Raw genomic sequence first — 22,945 nt, forward strand, 5'->3', positions numbered from 1 at the left:
GCGCCAGTAAACAGGCGGTTAAGCGCAGCCCTTCACCGGATGTTAAACCCACGGTCGCTAGGGTCGGGCTGGCGGATCAGGAAATGCAGCGCAGGGTTTTCACAGTGTCACAGACCTTTCCAAAGGATGTCAGGTCAGATCAGGATTTTGGCGCGATCCGCAAAGTTCTGGTCGTCGATGACAGCCGTCTGCAGCGGCGGATTCTGGTGGCATCCTTGAAGAAATGGGGGTTCGAGGTGCTGGAGGCCGACAATGGTGATGCCGCGCTTGCCTTGTGCAATGGCGATCCGCCGGACCTTGTGCTGAGCGACTGGATCATGCCGGGGATGAGCGGGCTGGAATTTTGCCGCGCGTTCCGGGCGTTGGGGACCGAACAATACAGCTATTTCATCCTGCTGACCTCAAAAAGCGAAAAGCAGGAGGTGGCAAAGGGGCTGGATGCGGGGGCTGACGATTTCCTGATCAAACCGCTCGAGGCGGACGAACTGCGCGCGCGTATCTCGGCCGGGGCCCGCATTCTGGACATGCAGCGCGAGCTGTCCGAGAAGAACAATATGATCGCATCCGCGCTGGAAGAGCTGAAGCTGGCCCATGACGCGATCGACAAGGACCTGATGCAGGCACGCAAAATTCAGGACTCGCTGGTGCCCGAACTGACGCGCACGTTCGGCAAGTCGCGGGTCAGCCTGCTGCTGAAACCCTGCGGCCATATCGGCGGCGATCTGGTGGGCATGTTCTCACCCGGTGTCAACCGGCTGGGGTTCTACAGTATCGATGTGTCCGGCCATGGCATTACCTCGGCCAGGATGACGGCGCGGCTTGGGGGCTATCTGTCCAGCACGCATTTCGATCAGAACGTCGCGATGGAGAAGCGGTTCAACAAGTTCTTTGCGTTACTGCCGCCCGAAGAGGTCGCCGAGATGCTTAACGCCCGCCTGATGGCCGATGCCGGGGTCGAAGAGTATTTCACCATGGTCTATGCCATTGTCGATCTGCGCAACGGGCATCTGAAAATGGTGCAGGCGGGGCACCCGCACCCGCTGTTGCTGCGGTGTGATGGCAGGACCGAGTTTCTGGGCGAAGGCGGCCTGCCTATCGGGCTGCTGCCGGATGTGTCGTTCCAGCAGATCGAAACGCATCTGAATCCCGGCGACAAGCTGTTGCTGTATTCCGACGGGTTTACCGAATGCCAGATGGCGGATGGCGAAATGCTCGACGAAGACGGGCTGCGCCGGATGGCGCTGGAGTGTGTTTCCGGGCGGGGCGGGCCCGAGTTTCTGGAGGATATATTCTGGCGGTTGTCCCAGACCCTGTCGCCGGGCAGCGGCATGGATGATGACGTTTCAGCGGTGTTCTTCGAATACAACGGCCCCTAGAGCCCGTCCAGATGCTGCCGGGCGAAATGGCGGTCTCCGTCATTGCCTAAAAGTTCCACCGCGTCGGCGCTGTCCATCCAGAGCGCCTCGTGAAACGGCTCGGAGGGCGGGCCCATCCGGCGCACGGGGCGGGCGCGGTAGATCAGGCAGACTTTCTCGGCCCACAGGTCATATTCCGGCATATAGGTGAAACGGCGGAACGCGCCGACCCGCCGGGGTGTAGCCACCAGCCAGCCGGTTTCCTCGAACACTTCGCGGTGCAGGGCGGTAACGGGCGATTCGCCCGGGTCGATTCCGCCGCCGGGAAGCTGCAGATCCGGCCCCGGTTCGGTCTGGCATGTCAGCAAAAGATGCCTGCCGCGCGGCAACAGGGCGTAAACGCCGACGCGCCGCGTGTATGTCCGCCCGGCTTCGGGGCTTTCACCGAACCGTCTGATCATGTATGGCCCCTTACAACCCGAACTGTACGACCTATATGGTGCCGGTATGCCAACCCGTGGCGTGTAAGGAAACCCCATGTCTCTTGGAACCAAAATCGCGTGGGACGATACCGTCCTGCCCTTTCAACTCGATGTATCGGATATGCGTGGCCGTGTGGCCCGGCTGGATGGCGTGCTGGACGGCATCCTGAAGCAGCACGACTATCCCGAACAGGTCGAGGCCCTAGTGGCTGAGATGGCCCTGCTGACCGCGTTGATCGGCCAGACGGTATCCTTGCGCTGGAAGCTGTCGCTGCAGGTGCAGTCCAAGGGCGCGGTGAGGATGATCGCAACGGATTACTACGCCCCGAAGGTCGAGGGCGAACCGGCCCGCATCCGCGCCTATGCCAGTTTCGACCGGGATCGCCTGACCAACAGCACGCCTTTCGATCAGGTGGGCGAAGGCTATTTCGCGATCATGATCGATCAGGGCGAAGGCACGCAGCCCTATCAGGGGATCACACCCCTTGCCGGAGGCTCGATCAGCGCCTGCGCCGAGGCGTATTTTGCGCAATCCGAACAGTTGCCGACCCGGTTCTCGCTGAGCTTCGGCAAATCGACCGAGCCGGGTGTCGGTGAACATTGGCGCGCGGGCGGGATCATGTTGCAGCATATGCCCAAAGCCTCGCCCTTTGCCGCGTCGGGCGAAGGCACCGGCGAGATTTTGACCGCTACCGATCTGGTTGACGGGGAAGAGGGCGAGAACTGGGACCGTGTCAACATTCTGCTGGATACGGTCGAGGATCTGGAAATGATCGGCCCCTCGGTTGCGCCCACCGACCTTCTGATCCGCCTGTTTCACGAGGAACAGCCGCGGGTCTACGACGCGCAATCGGTGCAGTTCGGCTGCACCTGTTCCGAGGATCGGGTGCGGCAAAGCCTGTCGATCTATTCGGCCAAGGACATCGAAAAGATGACCACGCCCGAGGGTGACGTGACCGCCGACTGCCAGTTCTGCGGTGCGCATTACGTGCTTGATCCGGCGACGGTCGGCTTCGATGCCGATGATGCCGCAGGTGCATGACCCCAGCGCCATGATCCGGGCGGCTTTGGGCCGCCCCGGTCACGGGTCCAGCGATTTTGACCTGAATCCGGAAACCGTCCTGCCGCCGGGGCGCAAGCTGCGCCCGGCGGGTGTTCTGGTGCCGATCTTAGTCAACGGCAACACGCCGCGTCTGATTCTGACGAAACGGTCCTCGGCCCTGAAACACCATCCCGGCCAGATCGCTTTTCCGGGCGGCAAGCAGGATGAGGGCGACGCCGATGTCACCGCCGCCGCCCTGCGCGAGGCCGATGAGGAAATCGGCCTGCCAAGGGAGTTACCCGAGGTTCTGGGTTTTCTGCCGACGCATGAGACGGTGACATCCTTTTCGATCACGCCGGTGGTGGCAATCATCCGGCAGCCGTTTCAGCCCGAACCCGAACCGGGAGAGGTCGACGAGGTGTTCTCGGTCCCTTTGACCCATGTTCTGGACCCCGTGAACTATCAGATCGAGTCCCGCCGCTGGCGTGGCCACAGGCGAAAATACTTCACAGTGCCCTTCGGTCCCTATTACATCTGGGGCGCGACGGCCCGCATCTTGCGGGGGCTGGCAGCACGGGTGAGTGAATGAAGCAGATCAAAGCGCCGTGGGTATCAGAGCCTGCGACTCAGGCGGTATGTGCCGCGCTGACCGGATCGGGTGCGCAGGCGCTGTTTGTCGGCGGTTGCGTGCGCAATGCGCTGCTGGGTGCGCCGGTCTCGGATATCGACATCGCCACCGATGCGCGCCCGGACCGGGTTGTTGAACTGGCGCTGGGCGCGGGCCTAAAGGCGATCCCCACCGGTATGGATCACGGCACGATCACCGTGGTCAGCCAGGGTGTCCCGCACGAGATCACCACCTTTCGCCGCGATGTCGAAACCGACGGGCGGCGCGCCGTTGTGGCGTTTTCGGACAAGGTCGAAGAAGACGCGGCGCGGCGCGATTTCACCATGAATGCGATCTATGCCCGGCCCGATGGCACCGTGTTAGACCCGCTTGATGGCCTGCCGGACCTTCAGGCGCGGCACGTGCGCTTCATCGGAACCGCCGCCCATCGCATTCGCGAGGATTATCTGCGCTCGCTGCGCTATTTCCGGTTTCACGCCTGGTACGGCAACCCCGAGGCCGGGTTCGATGCCGACGCGCTGGCGGCGATTGCGGCAAATCTGGACGGTCTGGCGGCGCTGTCCCGCGAACGGGTGGGGGCGGAGTTGCTCAAACTGTTGGGCGCGCCCGATCCGGCCCCCTCCGTGGCGGCGATGCGCAGCGCCGGCGTTCTGGCGCAGCTGCTGCCGGGGGCGGATGACCGGGCGTTGGCCCCGTTGATCCATCTGGAACAGGCCGCAGGCGCGGCACCGGACCCGGTGCGCCGACTGGCGGCCATTGCATCCCCCGACGAGGCCGTCACCCTGCGCCTGAGCCGCGCGCAACTGCAACGCCTGACCCGCATGCGGGACGAGGCCGCCGGCACAACCAGCGTGGCCGAACTGGGCTATCGCTACGGGGATGAGGGCGGCCTGCACGAAACCCTGCTGCGCTGCGCCTTTCTGGAACAGCCGTGGTCGGACGACCTGAAAACCGCGTTGCATCAGGGGGCCGCCGCCCGGTTCCCGATCAAGGCCGCAGACCTGATACCCGATTTCACCGGCCCGGCGCTGGGCAAAAAACTGGCCGAGCTCGAGGCGCGCTGGATCGCCTCGGGATTTGCCCTGACCCGCGACGATCTGCTGGCCGAGTAGCGGGAAGTCTCAAAAGGGGATGACAAATTCGCGCGTTTGTGGTTACGTGCGCCTGTACCTGATTTGGAGGGAGGCATGCGAATGTATTACGGGATCTGGTTCGGCTAAAGCCGGAACGCTCGACCCGTAAGGGTGGTGTTCTGGCGCCATCTTTCTTCGCATGTCCTGATTTACCCGCTCAATCGGAGCACCCTCCATGTTTCGCTATTTCGAAAACCTTGTAGACCCTTTTGTTGCCTATACGGAATCCGACAGGCCGCCGACGCGCTTGTGGCCGTTCATGCTGAACTACTCGCGCCCGTTCTTTCGGGTGTTCTTCTGGGCGGGGCTGATCTCGGTCATCGTTGCGGGGGTCGAGATCGGGCTGATCTATTACATGGGCCGTGTTGTTGACCTGCTGGGCGGCTCCCCAGCCGAAGTGTGGCAGGACCACGGGACCGAGCTGCTGCTGATGGCCGCATTTGTTCTGTTTCTGCGCCCGCTGCTGCATCTGGTCGATGTGCTGCTGCTGAATAACACCATCCTGCCGAATTTCGGCACGCTGATCCGCTGGCGGGCACACAAGCACGTGCTGCGCCAGTCGGTCGGCTGGTTCGAGAACGATTTCGCCGGGCGCATCGCCAACCGTATCATGCAGACCCCGCCCGCAGCGGGTGAGGTGGTGTTTCAGGTTTTTGACGCCATTTCCTTCTCGCTGGCCTATATGATCGGCGCCGCGATCCTTCTGTATGCCGCCGATCCGCGGCTGCTGATCCCGTTGCTGATCTGGTTTGTCTTCTACGCCCTGCTGGTGCGCTGGACGGTGCGGCGGGTCGGGCCCGCGTCCAAGGCGGCCTCGGACGCGCGATCCACGGTGACCGGGCGGGTGGTGGACAGTTATACCAACATCCATTCGGTCAAGATGTTCGCCCATGACACGCAGGAGTTGGACTATGCGCGCGAGGCGATCGAGGAAACCCGCCGCACTTTCCAGATCGAGATGCGGATTTTCACCATCATGGATGCCGTGCTGGTGGCGCTGAACGGTCTGCTGATCGTGGGTGTCGTGGGCTGGGCGATTTCGCTGTGGATGCAGGGCAGCGCCTCGGTCGGTGTGGTCGCTGCCGCGACCGCTCTGACCCTGCGGCTGAATGCCATGACCGGCTGGATCATGTGGGCGCTGACCAGTTTCTTCCGCGAGCTGGGGATCGTCTCGGAAGGGATGGAGACCATTGCCCAGCCCATCGATCTGCTGGACGCGCCCGCAGCGAAACCGCTGAACCTGACCAAAGGTGAGATTCAGGTGCGCGATCTGTCGCACCATTATGGCCGCACGACCGGCGGGCTGGATCACGTCAACATGACCATCCACCCGGGTGAAAAGATCGGCCTGATCGGGCGGTCCGGGGCCGGGAAATCGACCCTGGTGAAGCTGCTTTTGCGGTTTTATGACGTCGAACGCGGTGCGATCCTGATTGACGATCAGAATATTGCGGGCGTGACGCAGGACAGTTTGCGCCAGCATATCGGCATGGTGCAGCAGGACAGCGCCTTGCTGCACCGCTCGGTCCGCGACAACATCCTCTATGGCCGTCCGGACGCGACCGAGGCGCAGATGATCGCCGCCGCAAAACAGGCCGAGGCGCATGAGTTCATCCTCGACCTGCAAGACCCGCAGGGGCGCACCGGCTATGACGCGCATGTGGGTGAACGCGGCGTGAAACTGTCGGGCGGTCAGCGGCAGCGGGTGACGCTGGCGCGGGTGATCCTGAAAGATGCACCGATATTGCTGTTGGACGAGGCGACATCCGCCCTAGATTCCGAGGTCGAAGCGTCCATTCAGGAGACCCTCTACGGCATGATGCAGGGCAAAACCGTGATCGCCATTGCCCACCGGCTGAGCACCATTGCCCAGATGGATCGCATTCTGGTGATGGATGCGGGCCGGATCGTGGAAGAGGGCAGTCATGCCGACCTGCTGGCGCAGGGCGGTCTTTACGCCCAGTTCTGGTCGCGGCAATCTGGGGGTTTCATGAACCCGGAGGCCGCTGAATGAGGATCGCTGACCTCATCAACCCGTTCAAGGACATCGAAACGCCCCCGCCGCAAACGCTGGGGGCTTTCATTCGCTGGAGCCTGTCCGGCGCCTGGCCCATGCTGTTCGTGGCGGCCTTCTTTTCCGCGTTTGCCGGCACGATGGAGGCCGGAACCGCGTGGATTCTGGGCCGTGTCATCGATGTCGCAACCGCCAGCGGGCCCGAGGATCTGCTGAGCGCGGGGAACCTGTGGCTGATCTTCGGCGCGGTGGCGTTTTTTATGCTGCTGCGGCCGGTCTTCTTCGGACTGTCGGCCTTGTCGAACAACTACATCGTCATGCCCAACATCACGCCGCTGGTTCTGGCTAAGCTGAACCGTTGGACGCTGGGCCAGTCCGTCACCTATTTCGATGACGATTTCGCCGGTCGCATCGCGCAGAAGCAGATGCAGACCTCGAACGCCATGGCCTCGGTCGTGTCGGAAACGATCAGTGCGATTGTCTTTGCGTTGGCCTCATTGGTTGGCTCTTTGCTTTTGTTAGGGTCTATTCATCCACTGGTCATGCTGCCCTTTGCCGTCTGGCTAGTGGTCTATTTCCTGTTGGTGCGCTGGTATCTGCCGCGCATCCGCCGCCGTTCGGCGGCGCGGGCCGGGGCGCGGGCGATGGTGTCGGGGCAGGTGGTGGACACGATCACCAACATCAAGACCGTCAAGCTGTTCGCCCATGCCGCGTTCGAGGATCAGGCAGCGCGGAATGCGATGGTCGATCTGCGCGAGAAGTCACTGGATTTCGGTCGGCTCTCGGCCAGTTTCCGGTTCATCCTGATGACGCTGGCGGGAATCCTGCCGGTGCTGCTGCTGGGCGCGACGCTGTGGCTGTGGCAGTTCGGCATGGCGACGCCCGGGGATATCGTGGCGGCTGGCGCGATCTCGATCCGGATTGCGCAGATGACCGGCTGGGTCAGTTTCACGCTGATGGGCCTTTATGCAAATGTGGGCGAGATCGAGAACGGCATGAAAACCCTCGCCAAGCGCGACCGGGTTGAGGATGTGGCGCAGGCGACGGAACTGGTGGTGACCGAGGGCGGCATCGCCTTCGACGCCGTCAGCTTTGCTTATGGCCGCGATATCGGTGGTGTCACTGACCTGAATCTGGCGGTTCAACCCGGTGAGAAACTGGGCATCGTGGGCGCGTCCGGGGCGGGGAAATCCACCCTCGTTTCGCTGTTGCTCAGGCTCTATGACGGGGAAAAAGGCGCCATCTGCATTGACGGGCAGGACGTGTCGCAGGTGACGCAGGACAGTTTGCGCCGCCAGATCGGCATGGTCACGCAGGAAACCGCGATGTTCAATCGCTCAGCGCGCGAGAATATCCTCTATGGCCGCCCCGATGCATCCGAGGCCGAGTTGATCGAAGCGGCACACAAGGCCGAGGCACATGAGTTCATTCTGGGTTTACAAGACGCGCATGGGCGCACCGGCTATGACGCCCATCTTGGCGAACGGGGCGTGAAGCTGTCAGGCGGGCAACGGCAACGCATCGCGCTGGCCCGCGCCATTCTGAAGGACGCGCCGATTCTGGTGCTGGACGAGGCAACCTCGGCGCTGGATTCCGAGGTTGAGGCCTCGATCCAGACCGCTCTGCACCGGGTCATGCAGGGCAAAACGGTTCTGGCCATCGCCCATCGCCTGTCCACCCTGAGCGAGATGGACCGGATCGTCGTTCTGGATCACGGACGTATCGTGGAAAGCGGCACGCACGAGGCGCTGTTGGAACAGGGCGGGCTTTATGCCCGGTTCTGGCATCGCCAGTCCGGCGGCTTCATTCAGGCGGAAGCTGCTGAATAAGGGGCTTTTTGCATTTCTGACAAGTCAAGCATCAAAATACGCGTTCGACCGAAGAGAGAGGCAGCGTATTTCGATCCAATATAAATGCAAAAGACCCAAAGGGGTTTTTTTGTCCGCAAAGCCCGGCTATCAGGCCGGTCATGAGGCAGAACTTTACCATAAACCGTCTGGGACATCAGGGCGACGGCATCGCCGACGGCCCGGTTTACGCCCCGCGCACCTTGCCGGGTGAGGAGGTCAGCGGCGTGCTGGACGGGCAGGTACTGACCGATATCCGCGTCGAAACCCCGTCAGATCAGCGCGTGAAACCGCCGTGCCGGCACTACAAGGCTTGCGGGGGGTGCCAGTTGCAGCATGCCTCGGACGCGTTTGTGGCCGATTGGAAGGTCGCGGTGGTGCGCAACGCTCTGGCCGCGCAAGGGCTCGATGCCCCGATGCGGCCCATTCACACCTCGCCCGACCGATCCCGCCGCCGCGCGACCATCGCGGTCAGGCGCACGAAAAAGGGCACCCTTGCCGGGTTCCACGGCCGCGCCTCGGACACGATCACCGAAATCCCCGATTGCCACCTGCTGGACCCGGCGCTGATCGCCGCCATTCCGGTGGCCGAGGCACTGGCGCTGCTGGGCGGCAGCCGCAAGGGGGTGCTGGCCGTGACCCTGACCTTGTCCGAGAGTGGGCTGGACGTCGCGGTCAAGGGCGGCAAGCCGCTGGACGGGCCGCTGGAACTGGCGCTGGCGCAGGCGACCGAGAAACACGGGCTGGCGCGGCTCAGCTGGGACGGTGAGGTCATCGCAATGCGCCATCCCCCGGTGCAACGGTTCGGAAGCGCCGAAGTGACGCCGCCGCCGGGGGCCTTCCTGCAGGCCACAAAGGACGGAGAACAGGCTCTGTTACAGGCGGTATCCGAGGCAACGGAAGGCGCAAGGCGCATCGTTGATTTGTTTGCGGGCAGCGGAACTTTCTCGCTGCCGCTGGCGCAAACCGCTGAAATCCACGCGGTCGAAGGTGAGGCCGCAATGACGCAAGCGCTGGATCAGGGCTGGCGTCGTGCGCAAGGTTTGAAACGCGTCACAAGCGAAGCGCGCGACCTGTTTCGCCGTCCGCTGATGCCCGACGAACTCAAAGCCTTTGACGCCGTCGTACTGGACCCGCCCCGCGCCGGGGCCGAGGCGCAGGTGGCCGAATTGGCGCAGGCCAGACGCCCGGTGATCGCCTATGTCTCGTGCAACCCGGTCACGTTCGCACGGGATGCAAAAACGCTGGTTAACGCGGGCTACACCCTTGAATGGGTACAGGTCGTTGACCAATTTCGATGGTCGTCACATACGGAACTTGCCGCGCGGTTTGTGCTGAACCCCGCAACTTGAGCAGACAGGAAAGAGACAGGCATGGGGTTCACGCAGCGGTTGCTGTCCATTATCGAAGCGCCCGCCTTCGGGCGGTTCATCACCGGCGTTATCATCTTCAACGCGATCCTGCTGGGGATGGAGACCTCGCCCACGCTGATGGAGGCGGCGGGCCCCCTGATCGTGGTTCTGGACAAGCTGTGCCTTGCCATCTTCGTGGCCGAGATTGCGATGAAGCTGATCGCCACCGGTCGCCGGTTCTTTACAAGCGGCTGGAATATCTTTGACTTTCTGATCGTCGGCATCGCCCTTGTGCCCAGCGCGGGCAGCCTGTCGGTGCTGCGGGCGCTGCGGATTCTGCGGGTTTTGCGCGTCATCTCGGTCGCGCCGCGCCTGCGCCGGGTGGTCGAGGGGTTTATCTCGGCCCTGCCGGGCATGGCCAGCGTGTTCCTGTTGATGGCGATCCTGTTCTATATCGGCGCGGTGATCTCGACCAAGCTGTTCTCGTATTCCTTCCCCGACTGGTTCGGCGATCTGGGTCTGTCGGCCTATACGCTGTTCCAGATCATGACGCTGGAAAGCTGGTCGATGGGCATCGTCCGCCCGGTGATGGAGGTCTATCCCTATGCCTGGCTGTTCTTCGTGCCGTTCATCATGGTCACCACCTTTGCGGTGGTGAACCTGCTGGTGGGTCTGATCGTGAATTCGATGCAGGATGCGCATCACGCGGAAGACGAAGTGAAAACCGACGCTTACCGGGACGAGGTGCTGGAGCGGCTGGAAACCATCGAACGCCGGCTGATCGAGCAGGCGAACAGCAAAAAGTGATTTCAGTTTTCTGGAATTTTGGCATAATGCTGAAAAAAAACAGCAGGCAGTGAAACATGGATCGTCGAGCATTTGGATTGGGTGCGATGGCTACGCTGAGCCTTTCGGCTTGTGCCTCAGCCAACCCGAGATTTCTTACATATAATGGGCCCGAGGTGACCGCATTGGTGGTCAACAAGGGCGCGCGCAAGCTGTACCTTCTGCACAATGAACAGATTTTGCGCGAATACGAGGTCGATCTGGGCTTTGCACCCGACGGTACCAAGACCAAGAAGGGCGACGGCCGCACGCCCGAGGGAACCTATCTGATCGACCGCCGCAACCCGCGCAGCCGCTATCATCTGTCACTGGGGATTTCCTACCCGAACTCTGCCGACCGGGCGCAGGCCAAGGCGGCGGGGGTCGATCCGGGCGGTGACATTTTTATCCACGGCCAGCCCAATCTGCGATCCGAGTTCAAACGCGCGAAAAAGACCCCGGACTGGACGGCGGGCTGTATCGCGGTGAAGAACGAAGAGATTGAAGAGATTTACGCGATGGTGAACGAAGGTACCGTGATCACCCTGCGCCCCTAGGCGCAGGCCATAGCGGTTTCCACGCGCCAAACCCGAATTGCAGATAATCCTGCTGGTAGGTCTCGGCCGCCAGCGCCTCGAGCTGTTTGTCGTAAATCTGGTCGAGCGTATAGGGCGTTTCCGGCGCGCAGCTTTCCACGGCTGGCGGCGTTGTGTGGCCCAGACTGCGGGCCAGATCGGGCAGGGCTGTCGCGACCTCTTCTTCCCGCAGGATCAGGTCGGGTTGGGCGAAGCCCGACATCCCCTCCAAGACGCGGGACTGGCTGCACCAGGTTCCGTCCACCCGGATTGGGGTCTGGCCGTTCAGGTTGTGGCGCAGAAACCGCAGGAAGGCGGCGAAAGCCTCGCGGTGCTGATCCAGCGAATAATTGTGGTCGCGTATCTGACCGGGGATCGGCAGTTTGAACTTGTTTCGCAGCGTGTTGCGGATGATCTGATAGCTGCCGGGGTCCTTGTTCAGGATCCGCGTGCAAAAGGCGGTATGCGCGCGGGCCAACGGGTGGCGCAGGACCGTGAACTTGCGGTGGCCGGGGTGCGAAGACATCCAGCGCCGTGTCTGTTTGCGATTACGGTCGGTCAGCAGCCCGTCCGGTTCGACCCCATCCAGCTTTGCCATCCAGCCAGTAATCGCATGTTCGATCCCGCTGCGGATGGGCAGATACATCAGCGGTGTTTTGGGGGCGGCGACGTAAAACACCACCGCATGCCCGCGCCGGGGCTCGAAATCCGGCGCGTGGTGCAGAGAAAACCTGTCCACCTGCGACAGGGCCTGCTCCATCTCGTGCGGGTTGGTGACTTTGTCCTGCGCCGTGCCGGGGTTTTGCGGTTTCAGCGTATCGTCCAGACTATCCAGCCGCGCCGTAACTCCTAGCCAGGCGGCGAGGCCGTTCAGAACGTCCAATTGGCTCAGGTCATCGAAACTCAGGCAAAACGCCACCTGCCCCGAGGTCTGAAGCCGGTGCTGCAGCATCTGCTGATAGCGTTGCTGCTGATCCAGATACTCCGCGAATTCATCGGCCAGAAACGCGACCTTGGCGTCGAGCCGGCGTTTGATGTTTTTCAACTGCCATTGCTTCGTTTCACGCGCGATTTTCAGCGACAGGTAGCTGTCCAGCGGATTGCGGGTCAGGATGATCTTGGCGCAGCGCGGATCGTCCAGCGCCATGTCCAGAACGCGCGGGTCATGGTCGTGGAAATAGCGAAACCCGTTCAGCGCGCCGGGTGCTGTGCGAATGGCCTGGATCAGCCGGGTCGGGTCTTCGTCGCGCTCGTCCAGCGTCACGCCCAGCAGGTCCTGCGATTTTACCTTGCCGATGAAATGCGGGTTGAACGCTTCACCATGGCCGGTCACGCCCTGCAGCGCGTTCAGATTGGCCTCGAGCAGGTTCGAGCCCGTGCGCATGGCGGCCAGTATGATGAAATAGTCAAACTTGGCGGTCATGGGCGGTTATTGCACCAGATAGGGTTTGCGATAGGGTCTGGTCTGGGTGCCGAACACGTCATCCACCGGGAAATCGCCCATCAGTTGAGGGTGCATCCCCTGATTCTTGAGGTTCTGCAGGAATTTCCCAAAGCCCGACAGATCGACCATTTTGGGGGTTTCGATCAGATGAGGGGGGTGCGGCGATCCGATCTCTTCAATGATCGTGTGCAACAGCTCCATCGGGGATTCGATGAATTCCACCAGCGACCAACGCCGCATCCGCGCCTTGGTCCAGACCGAGGTCAGAACCTCGAGCTGTTTGGTTTCAATCTGCTGCAGGCGGGCGGCCTCGGTCCGGATGTCGGCGAAATTCATGTTCGACCGGAACAGCGGGATGGCCCAGGCCCCGGTGATGACCGAGATCTGGGCATTCTTGTCGCGCGCCAGAAACCAGTTGATTTCCTGCGTGTCGGTCGGCCCGAACTGAAAGCACTGCCGCTCGCCCCGCGTGTTCCAGATCAGGTTCGACAAAAACGCCGTCGGGTTGTAATCGCGCAGGGTGGCGCAGTCGCTCAGCGCGCCAAAGGTGAGGGTTTCCCCATTGGCGAACTCGGCCCGGCCGGGTCCAAACAGATGCCCGTGCACGCGGGTTCCGGTGGCGGCGGTCAGCCAGGGCTGAAAATCCTCGAACAGTTCGGTGAACCCCTGAAACACCGAATAGGGCGATGAAGTCAGGCCGTTTTCCGACCCGTGGCGGGGAAAGCGGCCCTGCATGTACAGCCCGTCGCGCCCGCGGGTGCGCCGCTCGACCGCCTTGGCGAATACGCGGTCGATCTTGCCGGGGTTGGGCTCGGCCGGTTTCATCGCGCTGGCCTGATCGGTCAGAAAGGCCTGATACAAACGATCGGCCCGCCACCAGATTTTGCGGGCAACGAAGCAATCCGAGCGGCGCAGCAATTGCAGGTGATCGTCATAGAAGATGTGCGGGCGGCCTTCGTGGTCGAACTTGGACAGGGTCAGCGACCGGCTTTCGATATGCGTGGAATAGAGCCGCGCCAGCGTCTGGAAATAACTTTCGTCGGGTATCCAGACGCGGCGGAAATAGCGGTGATACAGTTTGCGCTTGGGGTCCTGCAGGATCGCCGACAGGGTCTGGCGGGTCAGGCACCACCACTGGCTGCCCATATGCGGTACCAGCCCCTCGGGGATCTGACGGCGCATGCCCAGGGCGCGCTGCAGTTTGACATAGGCGTCGAACAATTTGCGCTGCCGGCGCCAGTAAAACGGAAACCGCAGGGTGAAGCGTTCGTGGTCCAACCCGCCGATGGTCCAGCTGACATCCGCCGTCGTTGCGCTTTCGATGAAATCGACGCGGGGGCGGTCGGACAGGTAGTCGATCAGTTCCTGCACCGGACGCAGCGGCAGGCACGCGCCCGAGGACAGAAAGACATGGCGCACGTCCGGAAAGCGTTCAAGCATCATCTCGGACGCGGATTGCGAGGCGGCGACGATGCCCCAGCCACCCCATTCGCAGACATGCCGGTCCGAGAACAGGATCAGCGGATTGTCGGAACAGGCCCTGGCGAAGGTGGAATAGGCGCTATTGGGCACTTTGCGGTCCACATGGATCACCACCGGACAGCCCGAGGCGGTCCAGTGCCGCGCCACCTGCTCGGCCCGGTCCAGCGCGGTGTGCACCAGCATGACGATGCCAAGGCTGTTCATGCCCAGTTTCCTTTCGACATGAGGCCCAGAATCTCCAACTGCCGCCAGTTGATGTATTTTTCGGACCAGTCGCAGTGAAAGACGGGGCTGTCCTGCAATTGCGTGGCATAGGCGTGGTATTCGGCTGAACTGCTGAAATGCTGGCAGCGCTGCAATTCCTCGCGCGCCTTATCGCCCAGCGTGCTGATCAGCTTGGCATGCAGCAGCGCGCCGCTGATCTTTTCGCCGCCCCATTCGTCATAGACCTGATTCAGCCCGCGCGGCAGCAGCGCATGAGTGGAGCTGACATAGACATAGCGCCGGTCCCATTTCACCAAAGGGATCTTGTTCAGCGCCGGCGCTTTCGAGGGGTCGTCGCGAAAGAACACCCGCGCGCGCGGACCGCCCTGAATCCAGAGGTTGCGGTAATCGGGGTTCTTGCTGATCACGTAATTGCCCGCGTCGAACCAGCCTGCGGTGTCGAACGGGTTCTGGCCTTCGCTGTAGGGGTCCGCATCCACCGGGCCTTCGGGATACATATCGATCAGCATGGTGCCGAAACTGCGCACTCCGGTCATGTCCAGCCAGTCGGTCAGCGCGCGAATGGGGCGGGTGTCGCAGAACGGGTAGACAAGGAACTCATCCGGGTCGACGGTCAGAACCCAATGCTTATGCGCATATTTCCGCAGCAGATAGTTGGACCAGTCCAGCCCATAACCTGCCTTTTTGTAGCTGGTCCTGGTCTGCCAGACCGAGACATCCGGCTGCGCTTCCAGAAACGCGGCCGTCCCGTCGTCGCTGTCATTGTCGACGAAGAGGAAGTGATTGATACCCAGCTTGCGATAATAGTCCAGAAAATAGGGCAGGCGGATTTTCTCGTTGCGCACCACGCTCATCAGCAGAACGTCGTCGCGGCGGATGGTGTGCGTGTTATTGCTGACCGGCTTCAGGTGCCGCCGTTTGCGCAGACAACGCACCAGACGGCGCTTGCGCCGCAACCTCATCCGGTATGAATCCAACAGGCTCACGCGACTGCCAAACCTTTACTCCTACGCGAGCATGCCCGGGGCTGGTTCAGGCCAGAGTGGTGCCGGGCAATTGCCGTGTTATGACATTTTTGCATGTTTCGAGGCAATGAGTTTAAAACCCGTTAGTTCCCCCCCGTGGTTTTTGGCCAACGTTTCGGGCCTGTTCAGGCAAATCCGCCGGAATTCATCAGGCCAAGCGCCTGCATCTGTTCCCAGCCGGTGTATTTCATCGAGTGTGAAGTCCACATGTCGGGCTGGTTAAGAACATCGTCGTAATAGCCTGCGAACTGGTCCGGGTCGTGGAAATGCTGTCGCCGCTGTTTCTCGATCCATGATTTTTCGACGATTTCGGGCAGGAACTTGGTGTGCAGCAAAACGCCCGAAGGGGACTGACCTTCTGGCCCGTCATAGCCCGCATTCAAGTGCCGGGGCAGAATGGAATGGCTGGAAATGACATAAGCATACCGGCGCGACCAGCGGATCAGGGGAATTTTGTTCAGCGTCGGTGATTTACGCGGGGTATCGGCAAAGAACACCCGCTCACGCGCGCCGCCCTGCAGCCACAGATTGCCCATCGGGCTTTGCCGTTGCGCGCGGTAGGGGCCGGGGTCGAACCAATTGACCACCTCGGTCGGGTCGGTTTCAGGATCATAGGTCTGGGTGCCCAGCGGGCCCTTGGGATAAAGGTCCAGCATCAAAGCGCCGAACGTGTTCCGGCCTGTGCCCTCCAGCCAGGCGGTCAGGTCCTGCAGGGGTCGGACCTCGTGATGGGTATAGATCAACAGCTCATCGGCATCGACCATCAGGGTCCAGTGATCGTGGCCGTAACGCATTTGCAACCAGGTCAGCCACAGCATTCCGTAGCGCGCGGCGCGATAGCTGGCATGGGTCTGCCAGACCGAGACATCCGGTTGCTGCAACAGATACTCGGTGCTGCCATCGTCGCTGCCATTGTCCACGATCAGAAAGTGGTTCACCCCAAGGCGGCGGTAGTGGTCGAGGAACCACGGCAACCGGGTGATTTCATTGCGCAGGGTGGTAAAGGCCAGGATGTCGCCGGGGGTGATCCGGTTGGTGCGGTCGATCAGGCTGTTCAACTGATGGCGGCTGCGGAAGGATTGCCACAACAGCCTGCGCCGCTTCCACCGCAACCGATAGCGCTGCGCCCAGCTAATCCGGGGCAGTGTCTGGGCCGCGCTGGTCAACGGCCCCTCACTTGTCGTAGTGGCCGTTCTGGTGCCAGCGCCAGGCATCGCCGATCATCGTCTCTAACGTTGATCTTTTGGGCGTCCAGCCCAGTTCAGCCTCGGCCCGGACCGAGCCCGAAACCAGCTTGGTGCAATCGCCCGCCCGGCGGGGTCCGACGGAATAGGGCACGGGGCGATTGGTAACGTTGCGCGATTGCTCGATCACTTCCAGCACCGAAAAGCCCGAACCGGTGCCAAGGTTGAACACCCGGCTGCCCCTGTCCTGTTCCAGCCAGTTCAGCCCCAGCACATGGGCATCGACCAGATCGCAGACATGGACATAGTCGCGAATACAAGTGCCGTCCGGGGTGTCGTAATCGGTGCCGAACACGGTCAGCCCGTCGCGCTTGCCGTCGATCGCGTCCAGCATCAGCGGCACCAGATGGGTTTCGGGGCGGTGGAATTCTCCGACCTCGCCATCGGGGTCGGCGCCTGCGACGTTGAAATACCGGAAAATCACGCTGCGCAGGCCGTGCGAGGCTTCGAAATCGCGCAGGATATCCTCGATGGCGCGTTTTGAGGCGCCATAGGCGTTCAGCGGATGTTGCGCGGCGGATTCGTCCAACACGACATTGTCCTGATCGCCATAGGTGGCGCAGGTCGAAGAGAACACGAAATCCAGACAACCCGCCGCCACCGCGGCCTCGATCAGGTTCAGAGAGCCGGTGACATTATTCGACCAGTAGCGCCCCGGTTCGCGCATCGCTTCGCCCACCTGGCTGAGGGCGGCGAAATGCATGACGGCGGCGGGCTGGTATTGCGCGAAGACCTCGTCCAGACGCACCCGGTCCAGCAGGTCGCCCTGGGCAAAGGGTCCGAATTTTACCGCGTCCTGCCAGCCTGTGACCAGATTGTCGAAGGTGACCGGCGTATATCCGGCGCGGGCCAGCGCCTTGCAGGCATGCGACCCGACATAGCCCGCACCGCCGGTAACAAGAATGTTCGTCATGGGTTTTCCACTGTCCAAAATCCGGGCGTGTTTAGGGGGTTTCGGCGCTGGGCGCCACGGGGAAAACGGGTCAATCCAACCCCATCGCGGCCATCATCCCTTCGATCTTCGGCACGTCCTCCGGATTGTTCAACTCCCAGAACTGGCGGCCTTTGGCGTCGACCTCGACACACAGAACGGTGCGGCCGTTTTCCATGAAGCGCAGTTGCTCCAGCCCTTCCAGCTGTTCCAGCGGGCCGGTGGACCATGTGGGATAGGCGGCAAGCGCGTCGGGCCGGTAGGCATAGACACCGACATGGTGGAACACCGGGGTCAGTTCGTCATCCGCATAGGTCTGCGCGGTGTAGGGCACGACCTCTTTCGAGAAATACATCGCGCTGTGGTCGGCGGCGAACACGGCGGTCGTGCCGCCGACGCGCCCATGTTTGCGGTCGTTCAGCAACCCGTTCAGAGCCGCGCCATCGCAACGCAGCACTGGGGTCGCAACGCCTGCCTCGGGCGCGGCGCGCAGGCCGGTGATCAGATCCTCGACAAACCAATGCGGGGTCAGGGGGGCGTCGCCCTGAAGATTGACCACGATATCGTAGCCTCCGCCCAGAACATCCAGCGTCTCGGCACAGCGCTCGGTGCCGTTGACGCAGGTGTCCGAGGTCATCACAACCTCGGCGCCAAACCCCTCGGAAACCTCACGGATGCGGTCGTCGTCGGTGGCGACCACCACCTTATCGACGCCTGAGACCGATTTGGCTGCCCGCCACGACCGTTCGATCAGCGTCATTGCGGTGCCATTCGCCCCGGTCAGCGGCACCAGCGGTTTGCCCGGATACCGGGATGAGGCATAGCGGGCGGGGATCGCGATCAGAACGGACATCAGGCCTCCTTCAGCTCAACACCTGGAGCGTAGGCGATGAAGAACGGGTTTGCATAGGCATCCTTGCCATAGGTCAGCGGGCTATGGTCGTCGAACCGCACCACATTGCCGCCGGCACCTGCCAGCACGGCGTGGCCTGCGGCGGTGTCCCACTCCATCGTCCGGCCCACGCGGGGATAGAGATCCGCCTCACCCGTGGCGACCAGACAGAATTTCAGGGATGAGCCGGCGCTTTTGCTGTCAGCCACCTGATATTTGTTGATGTAATCTTCGGTCGCCTGATCCCGGTGCGACTTGGACGCAACGATCAAAAGCGCCGAATTGTCCGGATTAGACACTGATATTGGCGTCACATCGCCTGCTTGCGCCTTGTCCAGCACGCCGGTTTCCTCGACCGACTGCCCATCGGCCCGGGTGTAGAACATGCGCCCTTTGGCCGGGGCGTAAACCACGCCGCGGGTCGGCACCCCGTTTTCCACCAGCGCGATGTTGACGGTGAAATCGCCACGCCGGTTGATGAATTCCTTGGTGCCGTCCAGCGGATCGACGATCAGGAACGTGTCGCCTTTTTCCGAATGCGATTCCGCCTGTTCCTCGGTCACCAACAGGATATCGGGAAATGCCGCACGCAACCCGGCCGCGATCAGCGCATCGGCGGCTTCGTCCGCTTCGGTCACGGGGCTGGCGTCGGATTTGACTTTGACGTCGAAATCATCTGCTTCGTAGATTTCCATGATCTTGTCGCCTGCTTCCAGGGCCAGACGCCGGATAACGGGGATAAGCGCGTCGTAGGTCACAAAAAAGCTCCGTTCCTGTGGTTTGTTGATCCAAAATCCTGACGGACTTATGATGTGCCGGTTACGGAACGGCAAGACAATGATGCCAGATTGAGGGCGGCAAAGCAGGAAAGACCCATCGAGTGTTCTATTTCGACCGCAACAAAACGCTGCTGGGCGGCGCGTTCACCACGGCGGAACTGGTGTTTCACGGCGTGGTGCGCGATGTGCGTGCCAAGCATTCGAACGCGGTGGTCGCGATCGTGATGAACATTCTGCAGATCGTCATGATGGCGATGGTGTTCTATCTGATCATGTCCTTCATGGGGACGCGCGTGGCGAAAATCCGGGGCGAGTTCATCCTGTATCTTCTGTCCGGCGTTTTCCTGTTCATGACCCATATTCAGGGCGTCAGCGCGCTGACCAAGCTGGGCGGGAAAAACAATCCGATGATGCTGCATTCGCCGATGAATGCGATGGTCATGATCCTGTCTGCCGCGTTCGGCACACTGTATAAGCAGTTGATGTCCATTCTGGTGATCCTGTTCATCTACAGCGTCAGCGTTGCCCCGTTGGAGATTCAGGACCCCGGCGGGGCCTTTGCGATGCTGATCCTGGCCTGGTTTACCGGCTGCGCGGTGGGTCTGGTGTTCATGGCGATGAAACCGTGGTTTCCGACAACCGCAGGCATGCTCAGCAATATCTACCGCCGTATGAACATGGTGTTTTCCGGCAAGATGTTTGTCGCCAACGCGCTGGGCGGCGGGCTTCTGATGATGTTTGCCTGGAACCCGCTGTTCCACATAATCGACCAGTGCCGCGGCTTTGTGTTCCGCAATTATTTCCCGCGCAACACCAGTTGGGAATATGCGCTGTGGGTCGGGATTGCCCTGCTGATGATCGGGCTGCTGGCCGAGTTCTACACCCGCCAGCATATCTCGAATAGCTGGAACGCCCGGCGCTAATTCGCCACCCGCATGGTCAGGTTGATCCGCCCGCCTTTTGGCAACAGCTTCGATGACCCGAACCGGATGCGGTCCACCCCGTGATAGGCCAGCCGCGCCGGTCCGCCCATGATCACCACATCGCCCGAGTTCAGCCACAGGGATTCGGTCTTGCCCCCCCGCGTCAGATTGCCGATTCGAAACAGCGCATCATCGCCCAATGAGACGGACAGGACCGGCCAGGAAAAATCCGCCTCATCCTTGTCCTGATGCAGACCCATTCGCGCGCCCTCGCCATAATAGTTGATCAGGCAGCAATCCGGCGCGCGTTCGGAACTGACAAGGTCGCGCCAGATATCAAGGATCGGGTCGGGAATGCCCGGCCAGTGTCCGCCCTTGGGATGTTCGGCCTGATACCGGTATCCCGCCCTGTCGGAGACCCAGCCCAACGCCCCGGCCGAGGTCATGCGCACCGACATTTCCTTGCCCGAGGGCGTCATCGGGCGGAACAGGGGTGCCGCTTTCAGAATCGGGCGCAGCAGGTCGATCAGCCGCGTCTGGGCGGCGCTATCCAGATAGCCCTTTCTGATATCGAAATCCCGCAAAAGCAGCCGCGTCATTCCAGAAACCCCATTCCTTTCCAAATCCTTGCCAAAAAAGGCCTCAGATTCCCGAAAACCTGCGTTTTACGGTGCTTGCAGGCCCTTGGTCTGGCCCTTATATACGCCGGGACGCGCGATGGTGTAGTGCCGTCGCGCACATCAGATCGGGGACAGGATGCCATAACGGGTCCGGCCCTCGGGACATCGCCTTGAAGAGAAAGGGATTGCAAAAATGGGAAAAGTCATCGGGATTGACCTCGGGACCACCAACTCGTGTGTGGCCATCATGGACGGCTCGCAGCCGAAGGTCATCGAAAATGCCGAAGGGGCGCGGACCACGCCCTCGATCGTCGCCTTCACCGAAGATGAGCGACTGGTCGGTCAGCCTGCAAAACGTCAGGCGGTCACCAACCCCGACAACACGATCTTTGGCGTCAAGCGTCTGATCGGTCGTCGCGTGGATGATGCAGAAGTCGAAAAAGACAAGAAAATGGTGCCCTATGCCATCGTCGATGGCGGCAATGGCGACGCATGGGTCGAAGCCCGTGGTGAGAAATACTCGCCCAGCCAGATCTCGGCCTTCACGCTGGGCAAGATGAAGGAAACCGCCGAAAGCTATCTGGGTGAGGATGTCACGCAGGCGGTCATCACCGTTCCGGCCTATTTCAACGACGCCCAGCGTCAGGCCACCAAAGACGCCGGTAAAATCGCCGGTCTGGAAGTGCTGCGGATCATCAACGAACCGACAGCCGCCGCGCTGGCCTATGGTCTGGACAAGGAAGACACCCAAACCATCGCGGTCTATGACCTGGGTGGCGGTACCTTCGACGTGACCATCCTGGAAATCGACGACGGTCTGTTCGAGGTCAAATCGACCAACGGCGACACCTTCCTGGGTGGTGAAGACTTTGACATGCGCATCGTCAACTACCTGGCGGATGAGTTCAAAAAGGAACACGGCGTCGATCTGTCTGCCGACAAGATGGCGCTGCAGCGTCTGAAAGAAGCCGCCGAGAAAGCCAAGATCGAGCTCAGCTCGACCTCGCAGACCGAGATCAACCAGCCGTTCATCTCGATGGGCTCGAACGGCCAGCCGCTGCACATGGTCATGAAGCTGACCCGTGCCAAGCTGGAATCTCTGGTTGGCGACCTGATCAAGAAGTCGATGAAGCCCTGTCAGGCGGCCCTGAAAGACGCGGGCCTGTCGGCTGGCGACGTGGATGAGGTTGTTCTGGTCGGTGGTATGACCCGGATGCCGAAAGTGATCGAAGAGGTCACCAAATTCTTTGGCAAAGAGCCCCACAAGGGCGTGAACCCGGACGAAGTGGTTGCCATGGGCGCCGCCATTCAGGCCGGTGTTCTGCAGGGCGACGTCAAAGACGTGGTTCTGCTGGACGTAACCCCGCTGTCGTTGGGGATTGAAACGCTGGGTGGCGTGTTCACCCGCCTGATCGACCGCAACACGACGATCCCGACCAAGAAGTCTCAGGTCTTCTCGACCGCCGAGGACAACCAGAACGCCGTTACCATCCGCGTGTTCCAGGGCGAACGCGAAATGGCCACGGACAACAAGATCCTGGGTCAGTTCAACCTCGAAGACATCCCGCCCGCACCGCGCGGCATGCCGCAGATCGAGGTGACGTTTGACATCGACGCCAACGGCATTGTCTCGGTTTCGGCCAAGGACAAAGGCACCGGCAAAGAACAGAAGATCACCATCCAGGCCTCGGGCGGTCTGTCCGACGAGGACATCGAAAAGATGGTCAAGGACGCCGAAGAGAACGCGGAAGCCGACAAGGAACGCCGCGAACTGGTCGACGCCAAGAACCAGGCGGAAAGCCTGATCCATTCGACCGAAAAGTCGATGGAAGAGCATTCCGACAAGGTCGACCCGACCACCATCGAGGCGATCGAACTGGCCATTGCCGCGCTGAAGGACGAGCTGGAAACCGAAAATGCCGACAAGATCAAGTCGGGCATCCAGAACGTCACCGAAGCCGCCATGAAGCTGGGCGAGGCGATCTACAAGGCGCAAGCCGAAGAGGGTGAAGATGAGCCTGCCGCCGCAGATGCCGCGCCGGGCGATGATGACATTGTCGACGCCGAGTTCGAAGATCTGGACGACGACAAGCGTAACTAACCGGTAACCGGGCCAAGTCGGGCCGG

At 61.5% G+C, this 22,945-nt stretch carries 20 protein-coding genes; 11 read left to right on the plus strand and 9 right to left on the minus strand.

Annotated elements, in window-relative coordinates; all coding sequences use genetic code 11:
• The first annotated feature begins 83 nt into the window (after window positions 1-83).
• Window positions 84-1,376 carry a PP2C family protein-serine/threonine phosphatase gene (locus ACR0EZ_RS06725; protein WP_480611881.1) on the plus strand — a complete coding sequence of 431 codons (1,293 nt, stop codon included), beginning with the start codon at window positions 84-86 and terminating at the stop codon, window positions 1,374-1,376.
• On the opposite strand, the gene ACR0EZ_RS06730 is transcribed toward ACR0EZ_RS06725, so the two are convergent.
• The gene (locus ACR0EZ_RS06730) at window positions 1,373-1,816 is read right to left on the minus strand and encodes an NUDIX hydrolase (protein WP_480611882.1); all 444 of its coding nucleotides are present in this window, start codon (window positions 1,814-1,816) and stop codon (window positions 1,373-1,375) included. The two genes, ACR0EZ_RS06725 and ACR0EZ_RS06730, sit on opposite strands and share 4 nt — an antisense overlap.
• 76 nt (window positions 1,817-1,892) lie before the next feature.
• Between ACR0EZ_RS06730 and hslO the strand changes: the two genes are divergently transcribed.
• From hslO to ACR0EZ_RS06770, 8 genes are all read left to right on the plus strand, one after another.
• The gene (hslO, locus tag ACR0EZ_RS06735; protein ID WP_480611883.1) at window positions 1,893-2,879 is read left to right on the plus strand and encodes an Hsp33 family molecular chaperone HslO; all 987 of its coding nucleotides are present in this window, start codon (window positions 1,893-1,895) and stop codon (window positions 2,877-2,879) included.
• Window positions 2,854-3,468, plus strand: a complete 615-nt coding sequence (locus ACR0EZ_RS06740) for a CoA pyrophosphatase (RefSeq protein WP_480611884.1) — start codon at window positions 2,854-2,856, stop codon at window positions 3,466-3,468. Before hslO ends, ACR0EZ_RS06740 begins: the two co-directional genes overlap by 26 nt.
• Window positions 3,465-4,619 carry a CCA tRNA nucleotidyltransferase gene (locus ACR0EZ_RS06745; protein WP_480611885.1) on the plus strand — a complete coding sequence of 385 codons (1,155 nt, stop codon included), beginning with the start codon at window positions 3,465-3,467 and terminating at the stop codon, window positions 4,617-4,619. Before ACR0EZ_RS06740 ends, ACR0EZ_RS06745 begins: the two co-directional genes overlap by 4 nt.
• Window positions 4,620-4,815: 196 nt before the next feature.
• Window positions 4,816-6,654 (plus strand): ABC transporter ATP-binding protein, encoded by a 1,839-nt coding sequence (locus tag ACR0EZ_RS06750; protein WP_480611886.1) that lies wholly within the window; start codon window positions 4,816-4,818, stop codon window positions 6,652-6,654.
• Window positions 6,651-8,483, plus strand: coding sequence for an ABC transporter ATP-binding protein (locus ACR0EZ_RS06755; protein ID WP_480611887.1), 1,833 nt, complete (start codon window positions 6,651-6,653; stop codon window positions 8,481-8,483). Before ACR0EZ_RS06750 ends, ACR0EZ_RS06755 begins: the two co-directional genes overlap by 4 nt.
• 140 nt (window positions 8,484-8,623) lie before the next feature.
• On the plus strand, window positions 8,624-9,853 hold the full coding sequence (locus ACR0EZ_RS06760) for a class I SAM-dependent RNA methyltransferase (protein WP_480611888.1): 1,230 nt from the start codon (window positions 8,624-8,626) through the stop codon (window positions 9,851-9,853).
• Window positions 9,854-9,874: 21 nt separating this feature from the next.
• Window positions 9,875-10,660 carry an ion transporter gene (locus ACR0EZ_RS06765; protein WP_480611889.1) on the plus strand — a complete coding sequence of 262 codons (786 nt, stop codon included), beginning with the start codon at window positions 9,875-9,877 and terminating at the stop codon, window positions 10,658-10,660.
• Window positions 10,661-10,716: 56 nt separating this feature from the next.
• Window positions 10,717-11,235, plus strand: a complete 519-nt coding sequence (locus ACR0EZ_RS06770) for a L,D-transpeptidase family protein (protein ID WP_480611890.1) — start codon at window positions 10,717-10,719, stop codon at window positions 11,233-11,235.
• Here the strand turns inward: ACR0EZ_RS06770 and ACR0EZ_RS06775 are convergent.
• The 7 genes from ACR0EZ_RS06775 to cysQ form a co-directional block, all read right to left on the minus strand.
• Entirely contained in the window at window positions 11,219-12,676 is a 1,458-nt protein-coding gene (locus tag ACR0EZ_RS06775) for a nodulation protein NodH (RefSeq protein ID WP_480611891.1), read from the minus strand. The genes ACR0EZ_RS06770 and ACR0EZ_RS06775 overlap by 17 nt on opposite strands.
• A 6-nt stretch (window positions 12,677-12,682) precedes the next feature.
• On the minus strand, window positions 12,683-14,383 hold the full coding sequence (locus ACR0EZ_RS06780) for a DUF5927 domain-containing protein (RefSeq protein WP_480611892.1): 1,701 nt from the start codon (window positions 14,381-14,383) through the stop codon (window positions 12,683-12,685).
• Entirely contained in the window at window positions 14,380-15,366 is a 987-nt protein-coding gene (locus ACR0EZ_RS06785) for a glycosyltransferase family 2 protein (protein WP_480611893.1), read from the minus strand. The genes ACR0EZ_RS06780 and ACR0EZ_RS06785 overlap by 4 nt, the downstream gene beginning before the upstream one ends.
• A gap of 188 nt (window positions 15,367-15,554) precedes the next feature.
• On the minus strand, window positions 15,555-16,643 hold the full coding sequence (locus tag ACR0EZ_RS06790) for a glycosyltransferase family 2 protein (protein WP_480611894.1): 1,089 nt from the start codon (window positions 16,641-16,643) through the stop codon (window positions 15,555-15,557).
• Entirely contained in the window at window positions 16,603-17,586 is a 984-nt protein-coding gene (gene galE / locus ACR0EZ_RS06795; RefSeq protein ID WP_480611895.1) for a UDP-glucose 4-epimerase GalE, read from the minus strand. Before galE ends, ACR0EZ_RS06790 begins: the two co-directional genes overlap by 41 nt.
• A gap of 70 nt (window positions 17,587-17,656) precedes the next feature.
• On the minus strand, window positions 17,657-18,457 hold the full coding sequence (locus tag ACR0EZ_RS06800; protein ID WP_480611896.1) for a 3-deoxy-manno-octulosonate cytidylyltransferase: 801 nt from the start codon (window positions 18,455-18,457) through the stop codon (window positions 17,657-17,659).
• Window positions 18,457-19,254, minus strand: a complete 798-nt coding sequence (gene cysQ / locus ACR0EZ_RS06805; protein WP_480611897.1) for a 3'(2'),5'-bisphosphate nucleotidase CysQ — start codon at window positions 19,252-19,254, stop codon at window positions 18,457-18,459. The genes ACR0EZ_RS06800 and cysQ overlap by 1 nt, the downstream gene beginning before the upstream one ends.
• Window positions 19,255-19,376: 122 nt before the next feature.
• On the opposite strand from cysQ, the gene ACR0EZ_RS06810 reads away from it, so the two are divergent.
• Window positions 19,377-20,198: an ABC transporter permease gene (locus ACR0EZ_RS06810; protein ID WP_480611898.1), complete on the plus strand. Its 822-nt coding sequence runs from the start codon at window positions 19,377-19,379 to the stop codon at window positions 20,196-20,198.
• Here the strand turns inward: ACR0EZ_RS06810 and ACR0EZ_RS06815 are convergent.
• Window positions 20,195-20,797 (minus strand): alpha-ketoglutarate-dependent dioxygenase AlkB family protein, encoded by a 603-nt coding sequence (locus ACR0EZ_RS06815; RefSeq protein ID WP_480611899.1) that lies wholly within the window; start codon window positions 20,795-20,797, stop codon window positions 20,195-20,197. The two genes, ACR0EZ_RS06810 and ACR0EZ_RS06815, sit on opposite strands and share 4 nt — an antisense overlap.
• 214 nt (window positions 20,798-21,011) lie before the next feature.
• Between ACR0EZ_RS06815 and dnaK the strand changes: the two genes are divergently transcribed.
• A complete protein-coding gene (gene dnaK / locus ACR0EZ_RS06820) occupies window positions 21,012-22,919 on the plus strand; it encodes a molecular chaperone DnaK (RefSeq protein WP_480611900.1) in 1,908 nt (635 codons plus the stop codon).
• The last annotated feature ends 26 nt before the right edge of the window (window positions 22,920-22,945 follow it).

This window comes from Ruegeria sp. AK4, from assembly GCF_056541025.1.